Source organism: Metabacillus malikii, assembly GCF_030813355.1.
GTDB lineage: Bacteria > Bacillota > Bacilli > Bacillales > Bacillaceae > Metabacillus > Metabacillus malikii.
In genome coordinates, this window is sequence record NZ_JAUSUD010000020.1 from 36842 (window position 1) to 52899 (window position 16058).

Here is a 16058-nt window from a genome sequence, read left to right on the forward strand (position 1 = left end):
CTTTTACCTGAGTTGTCGTTTAGGGTTTGTCTCCTCTTGCAGTACTCGCTTTCCGCGGGGTGGGTGGTGAGCCTCCTCAGCGTAAACGCCTGCTCACGTCTCACCTCTCCCACGCATCCCGCAGGAGTCTCGCACTTTAAGCTCCGACAAACCCTTAAAAAAGGTTAGTGCAAAAAGCCACAATCTTTTAGAAAAGAGCCTTTTTGTATTTCGTTCATTCTGACAATAATTGTCTCCCTAAAAAGAAAGTGTTTACAAGTTGCACAAAAGCGCCCAGATTTTTTCGTGCAACTTGTACGTTTACATATTTAGTTGTAATCCCTTACAATAAACACATGATAAACGCTTTCAAAAACGAGGAGGAAATAACATGGCAGAATTAAAATTAGAGCATATTTATAAAATTTATGATAATAAAGTAACAGCGGTTGAAGACTTCAACCTTCACATTCAAGATAAAGAATTTATCGTATTCGTAGGTCCTTCTGGATGTGGTAAATCAACGACACTTCGTATGGTTGCAGGTCTTGAAGAAATTTCAAAAGGTGATTTCTACATCGATGGAAAACGTATGAATGACGTTGCTCCTAAAGATCGTGATATCGCGATGGTATTCCAAAACTATGCATTATACCCACATATGAACGTATATGATAATATGGCTTTCGGATTAAAACTTCGTAAATTACCAAAAGACGAAATCGAGCGTCGTGTAAATGATGCAGCTAAGATTCTTGGTCTTGAACAATATTTACAACGTAAACCAAAAGCTTTATCTGGTGGTCAACGTCAACGTGTTGCATTAGGTCGTGCGATCGTTCGTGATGCAAAAGTATTCTTAATGGATGAACCGTTATCAAACCTTGATGCTAAACTACGTGTACAAATGCGTGCTGAAATCACAAAATTACACCAACGTTTACAAACAACAACAATTTATGTAACACATGACCAAACTGAAGCGATGACAATGGCTACTCGTCTTGTTGTATTAAAAGACGGTATTATCCAACAAGTTGGTTCACCTAAAGAAGTTTATGACAAGCCTGAAAATGCATTCGTTGGTGGATTCATCGGATCACCTGCAATGAACTTCTTTACTGGTAAATTAACTGATGGAAAATTTGAAATCGGTAAAACAAGTGTAGCTGTTCCAGAAGGAAAAATGAAATATCTTCGTGAACAAGGCTATGTAAACAAAGAAGTTCTTATGGGTGTTCGTCCTGAAGATATCCATGATGAGCCTGTTTTCATTGAAGCATCACAAGGTACTAAAGTTACTGCTAAAATTGAAGTTGCTGAATTAATGGGTGCTGAAACAATGCTTTATTCTGAAATTGATGGTCAAACATTCGTAGCACGTGTTGATTCACGTACTGATATTAAACCAGGTCAAGCTTTAGATTTAGCATTAGATATGAACAAAGCACACTTCTTTGACACAGAAACTGAAAGCAGAATTCGCCCAGCTGGTGAATAATATATAAATAGTAAAAAACGGGAGACACTGTAGGTTGTGTCGCCCGTTTTTTTATTCCTTAATGGAATTTACCTCTTCATGCTGACAAGAGGTACAATAGAAATAATGGCTGCATGTATGATCCTCTAACGATGTTAAGTTCCCATCGAATAATTTCATCATATCAATATCCATATATGCACTATAATCATCTAAATAATCCGTAATCTTTCCTTTATCCTCCATCATTGTCTGACAGTTTGGGCATTGAATCATGCTGCTTTCAAATCCATTACATAAAGGACATAAATCCATAAGTCCATCCCCTTTACCTCTTCATACATTTAGAATTTGTTATGAAACATGATTATATGTACAAGTCAGAAGCCGCTAAAGAATTATTTTGTATTTACTTGGGACTTTTTTTCAAAAATCTCTTTGTACTTTTCAAAAGGTAATGTGGTTTGAAATAACGATTTGACATTTTGAAAGAATGTTTTCGTATTAAGGCTGTTTTTGGAGAAATTATTGGTTTATACATAGTTGACGTTTTGGGTTGGTCTCCTCTTGCAGTACTCACGAAAGGAGCAGGATGGGTAGTGAGCCTCATAGATCGTTGTTGCACGAACAAGCAAACTCCAGATCATCTCCTTACGATAAATCATCATCGATTCCTTCGGTCTAAGTAGGTGCCCCTCCAGTTTATATGTCGATGGGCAAGCCGGCTACGCTTATCGTTCTCCTCGGAGTAAACGCCTGCTCACGTCTCACCTCATACATGAGAGAGATTAGTTACTTGTATAAAAGAAATGGAGAAATTCAATCGCTAGGAAAAATTTACCGAAGTTTTTTCGTATAAAATATCTCTATCGATCCATAATACTTAGTAACAACGGTGGCACACACCAAAAAGCACCTACATCACTGGGTTAAGCCGAGTTAGGCAATGAATCATTTCTGGTTCATTATTTGGTGCAAATCCAAATAACCCAACCAATAAAAATTTTCTGAGGAGATGAATACAGATGTCACAAAATAGTTCAAACAGCAATTCGTCAAATCAACTAGTAGTACCTGGAGCAGCACAAGCAATTGACCAAATGAAGTATGAAATTGCTTCTGAATTTGGTGTTAACTTAGGTGCTGAAACAACTTCTCGTGCTAACGGTTCTGTTGGTGGAGAAATTACAAAACGTTTAGTATCTATGGCTCAACAATCTATGAGCGGTTTTTCACAACAATAATAATTAAATAATATGGCTATGAGACCGGCTATCTAAGCCGGTCTCTTTAATTAATGTATCAAACAAGTTTACCCGACCATATATTATTGTAAGCGGATTATAATATCCACTTCAATTAAAGGGGCGGTTTATATGTTTGATGCGATTGACTGGAAATTAGTTAGCTTTGTAGGCTATACATTATTTCATGAATATATTGTGTATATGCGTTATCCACAAGTTCATTATTGGGACCTAAGAAAAGGAAAATAAGATTGCTGACAGATTGAGTCAGCACCTACATAAGCTCCCTTCAATCAATTTTACTCTTCAACGACAACTGCTGTTCCATATGCAATAATTTCAGAAGCATTTTGCATCACAGCAGATGATTCTAACCTCATACAGACGATTGCATTTGCACCTTTTTGTTTTGCATCTTCAACCATTCTCCCAATGGCTTTCTTTCTTGCCTCTTCCATCATTTCTGTATATTCTCCTAACTCTCCACCTACAATTGTTTTTAAACCTGCCATAATATCTTTCCCAATATGTTTTGATTGAACTGTACTTCCTCTTACAAATCCTTTCAATTCCTTCGTTTGTTTACCAGGTACTGTTTCAGTAGTCACGATAATCATTACTTTCATCCTCCTTTTTTTCTTTTAGTCTTAACCTAAGTAAAGCTAATAATAGAACAGCTAACGAAATACCATAAATAACAAAAAGAATTAATGCTGTTTGCAAATGTATAAACAAAAAGATAATACCGATAATCTGCGTAAAGACGGCTATAATCATACTAATGTATTTTACTTTTTCCACCTCTAACATCCTTCCACATTCTATATTACAACTATAGCTTTTTTTCATATGAAACAGAATCTTTTTTATTGTTGTTTTCATATAAATAGTTGCGATTTACGAAGAATCATTAATGGTCTAAAACTCGAGGCAATTAAGAGCTAGGAGGCTGGAATTTATATGCGTAAATCAGCATTTGTATGGGAACGATGGTAGAACATTAAGTTAGATGAGGTGGTCTCGATTCATTGCAGTGATATTTCTTACGATTCAACCTATCCATGAAACCCAATACTCCGCATCTCTCTTACAAGTTTTGTACTGTTCTGTATTTTTCTTCAAATTATTTAAAAAAATACAAATTATGCCGATATATATATTATCTGTTTATAAAGGAGTTATATTATGGGTTTTTTTAATTTCAATCGAAAAAAAGAGCTAGAACTAAGTGCTGGTACATTTGAAACAACAACTACTAGAGTTGACTTATCAATACAGAATCCTTCTCTAATAAGACAAATAGAAATGATTCATTTTACAGAAAATGATTTGTATCGAATCAATCGCCTAAAACCTTATATTGAAGATAATATTGACGATATCGTTGATGCCTTTTATCAGTCCTTTGAGTCTGAAAAGGCACTTATCTCAATCATAAACAAACATAGTTCTGTTGAAAAATTAAAACAAACATTGCAAAAACATATTATTTCAATGTTCTCAGGTCAATTTACGGAAGTCGATGTTGCACGTATTCAAAAGATTGCGTATATCCATGTGAAAATAGGCTTGGAGGCAAAGTGGTATATGGCAGCCTTTCAGCCATTACTAGCAAAAGTACTCGAAACAATTGAACCTTATATTGAATCGAAGCTAGAGCTTCTCGAAACAATTCAAAGCTGTACAAAAATAATCAGTCTTGAACAGCAAATCGTTCTTGAAGCATACGATAAAGAATATGATGCAGTCCGTAGTAAAAATGAGGCTGAGAAGGAAGCGATTAGACAGGAAGTAACGAAACTTGCGAGTATATTAGCAAATGCAAGTGAGGATACGAATGCCTCGATACAAGAAGTGCTAGGAAAATCTAGAGAGATTGCTCACAACGCAATCAATAATCTTGAAGTTGCTTCGACAGCTGAAGACCAAGCCTTAAAAGGAAAAACTGACTTAGCAAACCAAAACGAGTTAATGCTAACGATTGAAACACATACTGAAGCAGTGTTAAAACAAATGACTCAACTAGAACATACATCTGAACAAATTAACCATGTCGTATCCATTGTTACTTCAATTGCTGAGCAAACGAATTTACTTGCTTTAAATGCAGCAATTGAATCGGCTCGTGCTGGGGAATATGGAAAAGGGTTTGCTGTTGTAGCAAATGAAGTTAGGAAGCTGGCAGAGGAAACAAAAAAATCTGTACAAGGTGTTTCGGGTTTAATTACGAATATCCATGCACAAATTGATCATATTTCAAAAGCTATTAATCAAGTTGCTGATTTATCTACAAAAGGCACAACTGAAATGGAAAGTATGACTACCTTTTTTGACTCCATTTTAAACATCGTGAACAGTAATAAACAGCAAAGTGAGCAATCAAAAATTGACTTGGCAAATTTTTCAGATATTATCGATGTTGTATCAAAATCAATTAATCAAATTGCTGAAACATCTGAAGGTTTAAAGGATTTAGCTGAAAATATTTGATAGAAAGGTAAGCCTCATTTTAATATCAATGAGGCTCACCTTTATATTTTCGAAAGTTTATCATGATTGAATATTTCAAAATATAATAACCCAGTATTGAACAACTATAAGGATTTGGAATTCCTTACTTTTATCTACATGACATCCCCCCTTTTTTCCACTGATTATTCTGTAATTAAGAGGAGTTTTCAATACAGATAACCAAAACATTATACAATTATAATTATTCTTATCCTCCTCTTTGAATGTTTCCTTTAAACAATTGACTTCCATTACTAGATTGATATAATACTTTTATGCATAAAAGCGTTTAAGTTATAAAGTTACGTATTATATCTTCTTTAAGGAGTAAAAAATGAATAATTCACAAAAACAGTTTCAATTTATAGATAGTTTACTGATTATAGCTATTATTTTAGCTGTTATCTTTAGCAGTCTCTTTCTTTTACATACTGAACCACATATTGCCCTATTAACATGTATTGTATTCGTAACAGTTATCGGTTTAATAAAGGGATACAAATGGGGTGAGCTTGAAAAAGGAATAATAAAGGGAATTCAAAGTGGTGTGCAGCCGATAATTATTTTAGCTCTTATCGGTATCTTAATTGGAGCATGGATGAGCAGTGGAACAATTCCTACTGTTATCGTCTATGCATTAAAGGTAATTAATCCTAGCTATCTCCTCTTAACAACATTATTCTCATGTATGGTCATATCCAGTTTAGTCGGCAGTTCTTTTACAACAGTTAGTACAGTTGGTGTTGCATTAATGGGAGCAGGAATTGCAGTTGGATTACCAGTAGAGTGGGTTGCAGGTGCAATCATATCAGGAGCTTGCTTTGGTGATAAAATGTCGCCAATGTCAGATACTACAAATTTCGCTTCAGGAGTAGGTTCAGTTGAATTGTTTACACATATCCGCCATATGGCAAAGACAACGATACCTTCCATCGCCATTACAGCAATCATTTTTTTCGTGCTAGGCAAAACGGAAACGATTGAAACGGCTTCATTTACAAATATCTCTAATATGATTAACGTAATAGAAAATCTTTTTGACACGAGCTTATTAACTTTATTATCACCTATACTAGTCATCATTTTAGCAATGAAAAGAGTTTCTGTTATTCCCTCTTTAGTAATCGGAATTATTACAGCAGGTATTACTGCATGGTTCACCCAAGGTGTCCCGTTGAATCAGTTTCTAGCTGTCTTACAGAACGGCACAACGTATGCAATCGACAATAATCAAATCATGACGATGTTAAACAGGGGTGGCCTGCAATCAATGATGTGGTCAATCTCCCTCATTCTTATTGCCTTTGCATTTGGTGGATTACTCGATGTATTAAAAATCATTCCTATAATATTAAATGGTCTGATTAGTCGCGTTAAAACAAAGGGACACCTTATTTTATCTACAGCAGCATCCTCTTTTGGCGTAAATTTACTTACAGGTGAACAGTATTTATCAATATTAATTCCAGGGCAATCGTTTAGAGGTTTATATGATCAAATGAATATTAAAAGAAAGTACTTATCTCGTACACTTGAAGATGCTGGAACATTAATGAATCCATTAATTCCGTGGGCCGTTAGTGGCGCCTTTTTTGCACAAACGTTAGAAGTTAGTGTAATTAATTATTTACCTTTTGCATTCTTTTTATATTTATCTCCTCTATTTACGATTATTTATGGTTTTGCAATAAGAAAAGCGTAAGCGCATCGAACAGCCCCAAAAAGGATAAGTCTTAAATGAAGAGAAGATGTTTTTTGTCTTCATTTCATTTGCGGCTTTTACCTTTCGGGGCTAAGTGCTGTTGCTAGACACTAAAAAAGGAACAAATTTTATACTGACAAATTAGTAATCAGCTTTTTCTATAAATTTCGACAAATCCAAACTATTTGTTGATTAATTTATCTATCTCCTATATGATTGATAATAGAACACTCAAATCTATATATTGATAGATTTGAGTGTTAAACAACTATATATTGTATCTTTTGCGAATAATTGGTGCATTTTTGCTTAAAAGGGAATCTGGTGAAAATCCAGAGCTGTCCCCGCAACTGTAATTGTGACGAACCTGAGGAATCCACTGTACTCATTGTATGGGAAGGACTCAATGTAGGATGATCAAGAGCCAGGAGACCTGCCTATTATTTGCTAAAGTTTCAATTTCTCCGGGGAATGAGAAGAGGAAACGATAGTTTGGTTTTCAGGTCAATCTCCTGTTTTCTTATCTGTCGTTTGTTCATTTATTCCCCGAACAGATAATAGATGGAGGGAAAACAATGTCAATCACATTAAGTAAGCCATATATTTTAGATGAAAAGAATATACAAACCCCATTTGATGAAACGAGATTAACCTCATATATAAAAAATATTCATAAACACTTTCCGAATCTAGTAATCGACGATTATGTTGAACGAATCTTAAACATAATTAAGCAAAGAGAATCATTTACGAAAGAGCAAATTACAAACATCCTTATTTTGGAAGGCTTATCCCGTATAGACGAAAATGAACCGGATTGGACCTTTTTTTGTGCACAAATATACTTACAAAAGTTATACAAAGAGGCTGCTAATAATCGAGGATTTGATAAGAAGGTAAAGTATGGAAGCTTTTACGATCTTATTCATTCATTGGTAAACAAAGGGCTATACGATAAAAAATTAATTGAAAGCTATACGAAAGAAGAAATAGAAAAAATCGGTTCATTCTTACAGGCTGACCGTGATTTACTCTTTACATATATCGGATTGCGAACGTTAGCAGACCGTTATCTCACACGTGACTTTTCAAAAAATTTATATGAACTACCGCAAGAAAGATTTTTAATTATTGCGATGACCCTCATGGAAAAGGAACAAAAGGAAAAGCGACTTACACACATTCAACAAGCTTACTGGGCTATGAGTAACCTATATATGACTGTCGCTACTCCTACTCTATCAAATGCTGGTAAACCGATCGGACAATTATCTAGTTGCTTTATTGATACGATTGATGATAGTCTCCAAGGAATATTTGATAGTAACACTGACATTGCTAATTTATCCAAATCTGGTGGCGGTATCGGGGCTTACTTAGGAAAGGTTAGAAGTCGTGGCAGTGATATTAAAGGCTTTAAAGGAGTTTCCTCAGGTGTTATCCCTTGGATGAAGCAGCTTAATAATACAGCTGTAAGCGTTGACCAGCTTGGTCAGCGTAAGGGCGCAATTGCTGTTTACTTAGATGTCTGGCATAAAGATATATTTTCTTTCCTCGATGCGAAGCTAAACAATGGCGATGAACGGTTGCGTACACACGATTTATTTACAGGTGTTTGTATTCCCGATGTGTTTATGGAACAAGTCGAAAACCGTGGTGATTGGTATTTATTCGACCCACATGAAGTACGACAAGTAATGGGTTACAGCCTTGAAGATTTCTTTGACGAAGAAAAAGGCAATGGAAGCTTCCGGGAAAAGTATTGGCAATGCGTCCGTAATGAGCAGTTATCAAAGGAAAAAGTACCTGCTATCGAAATTATGAAACGGATAATGATTAGCCAATTAGAGGCTGGTACACCATACATGTTTTATCGTGATGAAGTAAATAGACAAAATGCTAACTCTCATCAAGGAATGATTTACTGTAGTAACCTTTGTACAGAAATTACACAAAATCAAAGTCCAACAGTTGTTGAAGAACAATACACTGAAGACGGAAAAATCATTACTGTTAAAACACCTGGAGATTTTGTCGTATGTAACCTCTCCTCTATTAATCTTGCAAAAGCAGTAACTGAGGATGTTCTCGAGGCATTAATACCAATACAAGTCCGCATGCTTGATAATGTCATTGATTTAAACACGATTCCTGTACTTCAAGCAAAATTAACAAATCAAAAGTACCGGGCAATCGGTTTAGGTACGTTTGGCTGGCATCATTTATTAGCCTTAAAACAATTAAAATGGGAAGATGATGAATCTGTAAACTACGCTGACAAATTATATGAAAAAATTGCCTATTTAACTATTCAAGCTAGTATGCACCTTGCAATCGAAAAAGGCTCATACCCTGTGTTCGAAGGGTCTGATTGGCAAACCGGGTTATACTTCCAGAAAAAAGGTTACGAATCTGCAACAAGTACCTTAGATTGGGATGTACTGAAAGAACAAATACAGGCTTACGGTATTCGAAATGGTTATTTAATGGCCGTTGCACCTAATGCTTCAACTTCGATATTAGCTGGAAGTACAGCAAGCATTGACCCGATCTTCCAAAAAGTATATTCAGAGGAAAAGAAAGATTATAAAATTCCTGTCACTGTCCCTGATTTAAGTCCAACAACAACTTGGTATTATAAATCAGCTTATTTCATCGACCAACGTTGGAGCATAAAGCAAAATGCTGCACGTCAACGTCATATTGACCAAGCAATATCTTTTAATCTATATGTTCAAAATACAATTAAAGCAAAGGAATTATTAGACTTACATTTAACTGCATGGAATGAAGGGCTAAAGACAACTTATTATATACGTTCAACCTCTAGCACGATTGAAGAATGTGATTCTTGCGCTAGCTAATTCTAAGCATATTTAGGTTGCTTAAGTTACAAAATTTTACGAGATTAGGGGCCAATTGAGTGTGGCTAGATATATGAACTAAAAGACCTCTCCAAACCAAACTCTAACAGATTTTGGAGAATATTAGGCCTATGAAAAGAGCTTTATACATTGAGGCTGGGACATACCAAAAAAACCATAGTTAAATACGAACATTGTTTTTAGGGGTTCAATGTTCAAATTTTGTAAAGGTTGATTGGAGCTGAAGAGACTCCTGCGGGATGCGTGGGAAGCCACTGAAAAAGTATACTGATTTCAGATAAGTATCTAGTTTTAAGCAATTTATTGTACATTTAATGTGCTTATCCTACGTAAAGTTTGGTTGGAGCGGAAGTGCGAGACTCCTGCGGGATGCGTGGGAGAGCTGAGACCCCGCAGGCGTTTACGCTGAGGAGGCTCAGCACCCACCCCGCGGAAAGCGAGTACTGCAGCGGAAACCAAACTGAACGTCAACTCTGTAAGATATATTCTATTTTTCTATAAACAAGACTTTTTCAGTGGTCTCATGCGTGGGAGAGGTGAGACTCATGCAGGAGTTTACTCCGAGGAGTACGAAAAGCGTAGGCGGCTTGCCCATCGACGTACAAACTGGAGGGGCATCGACTGAGATAAAGGAATCACGATGAGCCGAATGGAGAATCGATGATGACTTATCGTAGGGAGATGACCTGAAGTTTGATAGCGGGTAGCCGTCGGAGCTAGACAGGCTCATCACCCACCCCGCGGAAAGCGAGTACTGCAGTGGAAATCACCCAGAACATCAACCCTGTAAAAACAACACGAAGGTTGTATTGATATCTCATCTAATAGTTCGTATTATTCTTGTCTTTAAAACCTTTTGTCTCATCCTCTCATTTCTTAAAAATTGTGGCTGTTCGGTGCGGAAATCAACCCTGAACAACAACTCATTAAAGAGCAACAATGCTTACGGAAACAGCCTTACTAAAACAACTTATTATAAACTCAATAATATATAAAAAGGGTGTAATGATTCATGTCTGAAATATTATTATCGAAACGAAAAATGATGGATGCGAGTGCTCCAAATCGGTCTACTTCAATTATTAACGGCGAAAGTTCAAATGTCTTAAACTGGGATGATGTTGCATACTCATGGGCATACCCAAAATATAAAAAAATGCTCGCTAATTTTTGGACACCGTTTGAAATTAACATGGCACAAGATGCGAAGCAATACCCATCCTTAACTAACGATGAAAAAGATGCCTTCCTAAAAATAATCGGTTTGCTTGCATTACTTGATAGCATTCAAACTGATTATGCAGGTAAAGTTGCTGATTATTTAACTGACTCGAGTATGAATGCGTTAATGATTATTCTTGCACAACAAGAAGTCATTCATAATCACTCCTATTCCTATGTACTCTCAAGCCTTGTCCCAAAACAGGTGCAGGATGAAGTATTTGAATATTGGCGTAGTGAGCCGACTTTAAGGAAACGCAATGAGTTTGTCACGAACGGCTACCAAGACTTTGCCGAACATCCAACGGTTGAAAATTTACTGAAATCAATTGTTTATGATGTCATTCTTGAAGGATTATTTTTCTATTCAGGGTTTGCCTTCTTCTATAATTTAGCTAGAAATCAGAAAATGGTTGCAACGAGTACGATGATTAATTATATAAACCGTGATGAGCAAATTCATGTTGATTTATTTGTGAAAATTTTCAAAGAAGTATTACAGGAAAACCCTCAATATCAAACAGAGGAACTTGCTTCTTTCGTTAAAGAAACATTTATGAAAGCTGCAGAACTAGAAATTGAGTGGGGTCGCACAATTATCGGTAATAAAATCGATGGCATCAATTTTAAAGATGTAGAAGATTATATTAAATTTTATGCAAATGTTCGTTGTCATCAGCTCGGCTTTGAACGTCCTTATGAAGGATATCGTTCTAATCCACTGAAATGGATAAAAGCATATGAAGAAGTAGATTTAGGTAAATCCGATTTCTTCGAACAAAAATCAAGACAATATACAAAAGTTAACCATGTTGATAATGGGTTTGACGATTTATAAAAGAACAAAAGCTCGGGGCGCCTTAATCAGCCTAGGGCAAATAAGACGCTAAAGAATAGAAGACGTTCTTGGTCTTCAATTCTTTAGTGGCTTATGACCTAGATGGACTAGGCGCTGGAGCTGGATGTTGAAGCACTTATCCACAGTAGAAGAATTTTATAATTTCCTAAACCATGAGGAAAAGGCCTAGTTTGGTCTTTTTTTTATGTTCTCTCCCTTTTTGGTATTATACTTGAGTAAATCTTTTCATTTTATATGTATTGACCTTAACGTTACGTAAACGTTTATGATAAAGATGTCAGGAGGTTTTTCATGGAGTATACAGTTAAACAATTGGCACAGTTATCTGGAGTTAGTGGCCGTACACTTCGTTATTATGACGAAATCGGTCTGTTGAAACCAGCGAGAATAAATTCATCTGGTTATAGAATATACACTGAAACAGAAGTAAATCTATTACAGCAAATTTTATTTTATCGAGAGCTAGATGTAAGTCTTGAAGAGATTAATGAGATTATTCATGACCCTTGCTTCGATGAAACAGTAGCATTGAGAAACCATTATAACCAGCTAAGCCAGAAGCGAGACCGCCTTGACAAAATTTTAGCAACCATCGAAAAAACGATCTCAAATTTACAAGGAGGTTTACACATGAGCGTAAATGAAAAGTTTGAAGGATTAAAGGAAAAGATGATAAAGGAAAATGAAGCAAAGTACGGGAAAGAAATCCGTGAAACATATGGTGATGATAAAGTTGATAAAAGCAATGCTAAATTAATGGGCATGACCGAAGAGGCATATCAGAAAATGACTGCTACAGAAACCGAGATACGTCAATTGCTTAAAGATGCAGTTTCTACTAATTGTGGCCCTAGTTCTGATCTGGGACACCGCCTTGCTGAAAAACATAAAGATTGGCTTATGTTTACATGGTCTGACTACTCGAAAGAAGCACATGCGGGACTTGCAGACATGTATGTAGCTGACGAGCGCTTTTCTAACTATTATGATAAAGAAGTCGAAGGTGGCGCAAAATTTCTACGTGATGCCATCCATAGTTACGTAGGAAAGTAAAATAAAGCCTATATGAACATACTCAAAATGGTCTGACTCCTCCAATAAATACCACTGTATAAAAGGAGTCTGACCTTCTTGTTATGTGTCACCTATTAAATTTCATATTTAAGTCGTTCGCGGTCTTTTAAATTTTTTCACTAGTACATATGTACATCCAGCAATAACTGCAAAACTCATCATTGGAATTAAGTATGGTTTTGCTACTTCCTTTATGTGCATCCAGTTACTCCCTAATTCTACTCCTAAGTACAAAAAGAAGATTGTCCATGGTATCATTGCCAGAACGGTATAAATTGTGAATTTCCAAAGTGACATTTTCGCAATACCAGCTGGTATACTAATCGCATGTCTTACTACAGGGATAAAACGTGCCCCAAAGATAACACCAGTTCCATATTTTTCAAACCATGTTTCTGACACATCCAAGTGATGTTTATTCAAAAGAAGAAACTTACCATATTTCTCTAAGAATGGACGTCCGCCATAACTCCCTAGCCAGTATAAAAATAACTGAGCTATCGTTCCACCAACAACACCTGCGATAACTGCACCTATAAAACCGATTTTACCAGTCACGATCATATATCCGCCGTAACCTAATACTATCTCACTCGGGATAACTTCCAGCATTAATCCTAAAGCAATTCCTATATAGCCTAAGTCTGTGAGCCATTCTAAAGCTTGCAGAATAATATTTTCCACAATTATGCTTCACCACCCCTATCACTTATTTCAAGTACCTTGTCCTTACTATCGTATGAAAGACCATTGAAAAATATCAGTCTACTTAATGAATATCTTTTCTTTTGAAACGCCCGCCACGAACCTCAGCAATGTTCGTCACCGCTAAAAAGGCACCCGGATCCTTATCCTCAATGATTGCTTTCAATTTAGCCTCTTCTAGACGAGATATGACACAAAAGATTACCTTTTTATTATCACCTGAGAACCCACCTTCTCCTTTTAAAAAAGTTACTCCACGACCTAATGTCTTTAAAATCGCATCTCCAATTGTTTGATAGTTTTCGCTGATGATAAACGCGGATTTTGACTCATCAAATCCTTCTATGATGATATCAATCGTTTTAAATGCGATGAAATAGGTTATTAACGAATACATCGCACGGTTCCACCCAAAAACAAATCCTGCACTTCCTAGAATAAAGATATTAAAAAACATAATGATCTCACCGACAGAAAAGGGAAGTTTCTTTGTTGCAAGGATTGCCAATATTTCTGTACCGTCTAATGATCCGCCGTTGCGAATGACCAATCCTACACCAGCACCTAATAGTAATCCACCAAATACAGTAGCTAATATTAAATCGTTAGTAAAAGCAGGTACAGAATGAAACAGTGTAGTTGCAACCGATAAGATGATGATTCCAAACAAAGTGGATAACGTAAAAGTGCTCCCAATCTGTTTGTAACATAGAATGAAGAAAGGAATATTCAATAAAAAGATAATAATTCCTAACTTCCAGCCAAGGATGTGAGCAAGAATAATTGAAATCCCTACTATACCGCCATCAATGATTTGATTTGGCACTAAAAAAACTTCCAGTCCAATCGCCATTAAAACTGCACCGATGATGATAAACAAAGCGCGTTCTGCTAATTTCACTTTTGTAAAACCTTGATGTTTTTTCATTTGTTCCTTTAATTGGATTGTTAATTCGGACATATTTCATTATCCTCCTTACATATCAACCTGCTACATCAGTTGAGTAGTTTTTCATTTGACCGTAAAGGCGCAAAAAGTGGCTCAAACTAATGTTCAGTTATATAGCCACTTTTTGTATTCTCATTATTTTCTTGATTTCTTCTCATTAAAGTTGCTTTCTGCTAAATCATTACCGAAATCTTTTTCTGTATTAATTGCATCACTTGCTTTTTTCATTTTCTTTTGCTGATTTTTATGACTATCTCGTTTAGCCAAAGTTTTCTACACCTTTCCTAACTAATTTTTGTCATGGCATAGTTTGTCCAATTCCCTTTATTCTATTCGAATCATAAAAAGAAGCTGTTTCAGTAAAAGAGTATCACTCTTTTACGAAACAGCTTCACTTTGAAAGATAACTTAAATTAATCCTTATCTGCTGGATATATTAATCCAATTTGTCTTCTAGCTTCCTCAATAATCTTTGCAGTTTGTAAGGAATTTTCATGAGAATTTTGGATTGATTGTAGCTTGTTGCTATTGATTAACTCGATAAATTCCTTTACCTCATAATACATACTATGCGCATTCTGTTCGACAGTAATATTTTCAACTGAACCATCACGATAGTGTATCGTAACATTCTCTGGTGTATGAATTTTATCAATGATAATAGTCCCTTCTTCACCTTGTATTTCAGAAGGTAATGCGGAGTCTGTGATTTTTGAATACGTAATGACGGCATCCATATCATCATATGTAAGGAGCATACTACCTTCTCCATCAACACCTGATTCAAGCATATAACTTGTCGCTTGGACCTGTTTTGGTTTACCAAACAAAGTTACCGCAGGGTAAACACAATATATGCCGATATCCATAAGGGAACCATTCGAAAATTTCGGATTAAATGCGTTTAATATGATTCCTTCCTTATATTTATCATAGCGTGATGAATACTGACAATAACTTGCAACATAGCGACGGATTTTCCCAATTTTATTTAGATGCTTTTGGATAGATAGAAAATTTGGCAATACTGTTGTTTTCATTGCCTCCATCAATACAACCGATTGCTTCTCTGCAACTTGAATCATCTCTGAAACTTCCTTTGCATTTGAAGCCATAGGCTTTTCACATAAAACATGTTTGCCGTGCTCCATGCACATAATCGCTTGACTAGCATGAAAGGAATTTGGACTTGCAATATATACCGCATCAAATTCACGGCTTGATACAAACGCTGTTAAATCCGTATATGTATGTCGTATTTCATATTTCTCAGCAAATTCTTTCGCTTTTTCTTCCGTTCTAGAGTATACAGCTGTTAAGGAGAAGTCCCCATCTATTTTTGCTGCCTCAATAAATCGTTCTGTAATCCAGTTAGTACCTATTACTCCGAATCGTACCATTTGTCATCCTCCAATCTGTATCCTAATGGAAAGTATATCTGTTTTT

At 35.9% G+C, this 16058-nt stretch carries 14 protein-coding genes and 1 riboswitch; of the genes, 7 read left to right on the forward strand and 7 right to left on the reverse strand.

Translation table 11 applies throughout. The annotated features are described in order from the left end of the window. Positions 1-370: 370 nt before the first annotated feature. The gene (locus tag J2S19_RS17025; RefSeq protein ID WP_307344343.1) at positions 371-1480 is read left to right on the forward strand and encodes an ABC transporter ATP-binding protein; all 1110 of its coding nucleotides are present in this window, start codon (positions 371-373) and stop codon (positions 1478-1480) included. Between the two features lie 51 nt (positions 1481-1531). On the opposite strand, the gene J2S19_RS17030 is transcribed toward J2S19_RS17025, so the two are convergent. After that, positions 1532-1774, reverse strand: a complete 243-nt coding sequence (locus J2S19_RS17030; RefSeq protein WP_307344344.1) for a hypothetical protein — start codon at positions 1772-1774, stop codon at positions 1532-1534. 710 nt (positions 1775-2484) lie between these two features. Here J2S19_RS17030 and J2S19_RS17035 point away from each other — a divergent pair. Further along, positions 2485-2703 carry an alpha/beta-type small acid-soluble spore protein gene (locus tag J2S19_RS17035; protein WP_307344345.1) on the forward strand — a complete coding sequence of 73 codons (219 nt, stop codon included), beginning with the start codon at positions 2485-2487 and terminating at the stop codon, positions 2701-2703. Positions 2704-3005: 302 nt separating this feature from the next. Here J2S19_RS17035 and J2S19_RS17040 read toward each other — a convergent pair whose 3' ends face one another. Both J2S19_RS17040 and J2S19_RS17045 read right to left on the reverse strand, forming a co-directional pair. Further along, entirely contained in the window at positions 3006-3323 is a 318-nt protein-coding gene (locus J2S19_RS17040) for a YbjQ family protein (protein WP_307344346.1), read from the reverse strand. Continuing rightward, positions 3304-3507, reverse strand: coding sequence for a hypothetical protein (locus J2S19_RS17045; protein WP_307344347.1), 204 nt, complete (start codon positions 3505-3507; stop codon positions 3304-3306). The genes J2S19_RS17040 and J2S19_RS17045 overlap by 20 nt, the downstream gene beginning before the upstream one ends. Before the next feature lie 384 nt (positions 3508-3891). Here J2S19_RS17045 and J2S19_RS17050 point away from each other — a divergent pair, with 384 nt between their 5' ends. The 5 genes from J2S19_RS17050 (at position 3892) to J2S19_RS17070 (ending at position 12937) form a co-directional block, all read left to right on the forward strand. Further along, the gene (locus J2S19_RS17050) at positions 3892-5196 is read left to right on the forward strand and encodes a globin-coupled sensor protein (protein ID WP_307344348.1); all 1305 of its coding nucleotides are present in this window, start codon (positions 3892-3894) and stop codon (positions 5194-5196) included. A 355-nt stretch (positions 5197-5551) separates the two neighbouring features. After that, positions 5552-6919: a Na+/H+ antiporter NhaC gene (nhaC, locus tag J2S19_RS17055; protein ID WP_307344349.1), complete on the forward strand. Its 1368-nt coding sequence runs from the start codon at positions 5552-5554 to the stop codon at positions 6917-6919. Between the two features lie 278 nt (positions 6920-7197). Then, positions 7198-7374: riboswitch (cobalamin riboswitch) on the forward strand. A 120-nt stretch (positions 7375-7494) separates the two neighbouring features. Then, positions 7495-9783 carry a ribonucleoside-diphosphate reductase subunit alpha gene (locus J2S19_RS17060; protein WP_307344350.1) on the forward strand — a complete coding sequence of 763 codons (2289 nt, stop codon included), beginning with the start codon at positions 7495-7497 and terminating at the stop codon, positions 9781-9783. A 1033-nt stretch (positions 9784-10816) separates the two neighbouring features. Continuing rightward, positions 10817-11863, forward strand: coding sequence for a ribonucleotide-diphosphate reductase subunit beta (locus J2S19_RS17065; protein ID WP_307344351.1), 1047 nt, complete (start codon positions 10817-10819; stop codon positions 11861-11863). 312 nt (positions 11864-12175) lie between these two features. Beyond that, a complete protein-coding gene (locus J2S19_RS17070) occupies positions 12176-12937 on the forward strand; it encodes a MerR family transcriptional regulator (RefSeq protein ID WP_307344352.1) in 762 nt (253 codons plus the stop codon). Between the two features lie 108 nt (positions 12938-13045). Here J2S19_RS17070 and uptA read toward each other — a convergent pair whose 3' ends face one another. From uptA to J2S19_RS17090, 4 genes are all read right to left on the reverse strand, one after another. After that, complete coding sequence (gene uptA, locus J2S19_RS17075; protein ID WP_307344353.1) at positions 13046-13642, reverse strand: undecaprenyl phosphate transporter UptA; 597 nt, start codon at positions 13640-13642, stop codon at positions 13046-13048. Positions 13643-13727: 85 nt separating this feature from the next. Continuing rightward, positions 13728-14591 carry a YitT family protein gene (locus tag J2S19_RS17080; RefSeq protein ID WP_370875166.1) on the reverse strand — a complete coding sequence of 288 codons (864 nt, stop codon included), beginning with the start codon at positions 14589-14591 and terminating at the stop codon, positions 13728-13730. A 156-nt stretch (positions 14592-14747) separates the two neighbouring features. Beyond that, positions 14748-14879, reverse strand: coding sequence for a hypothetical protein (locus J2S19_RS17085; RefSeq protein WP_307344355.1), 132 nt, complete (start codon positions 14877-14879; stop codon positions 14748-14750). A gap of 146 nt (positions 14880-15025) precedes the next feature. Next, on the reverse strand, positions 15026-16012 hold the full coding sequence (locus J2S19_RS17090; protein ID WP_307344356.1) for a Gfo/Idh/MocA family protein: 987 nt from the start codon (positions 16010-16012) through the stop codon (positions 15026-15028). Positions 16013-16058 lie beyond the last annotated feature (46 nt).

Excerpts from the sequence above, each read along its gene's own strand:
- J2S19_RS17025 (WP_307344343.1), top strand. The coding sequence starts at position 371 with ATGGCAGAATTAAAATTAGAGCATATTTATAAAATTTATGATAATAAA.
- J2S19_RS17030 (WP_307344344.1), bottom strand. The coding sequence starts at position 1,774 with ATGGATTTATGTCCTTTATGTAATGGATTTGAAAGCAGCATGATTCAA.
- J2S19_RS17035 (WP_307344345.1), top strand. The coding sequence starts at position 2,485 with ATGTCACAAAATAGTTCAAACAGCAATTCGTCAAATCAACTAGTAGTA.
- J2S19_RS17040 (WP_307344346.1), bottom strand. The coding sequence starts at position 3,323 with ATGATTATCGTGACTACTGAAACAGTACCTGGTAAACAAACGAAGGAA.
- J2S19_RS17050 (WP_307344348.1), top strand. The coding sequence starts at position 3,892 with ATGGGTTTTTTTAATTTCAATCGAAAAAAAGAGCTAGAACTAAGTGCT.
- nhaC (WP_307344349.1), top strand. The coding sequence starts at position 5,552 with ATGAATAATTCACAAAAACAGTTTCAATTTATAGATAGTTTACTGATT.
- J2S19_RS17060 (WP_307344350.1), top strand. The coding sequence starts at position 7,495 with ATGTCAATCACATTAAGTAAGCCATATATTTTAGATGAAAAGAATATA.
- J2S19_RS17065 (WP_307344351.1), top strand. The coding sequence starts at position 10,817 with ATGTCTGAAATATTATTATCGAAACGAAAAATGATGGATGCGAGTGCT.
- J2S19_RS17070 (WP_307344352.1), top strand. The coding sequence starts at position 12,176 with ATGGAGTATACAGTTAAACAATTGGCACAGTTATCTGGAGTTAGTGGC.
- J2S19_RS17080 (WP_370875166.1), bottom strand. The coding sequence starts at position 14,591 with ATGAAAAAACATCAAGGTTTTACAAAAGTGAAATTAGCAGAACGCGCT.
- J2S19_RS17090 (WP_307344356.1), bottom strand. The coding sequence starts at position 16,012 with ATGGTACGATTCGGAGTAATAGGTACTAACTGGATTACAGAACGATTT.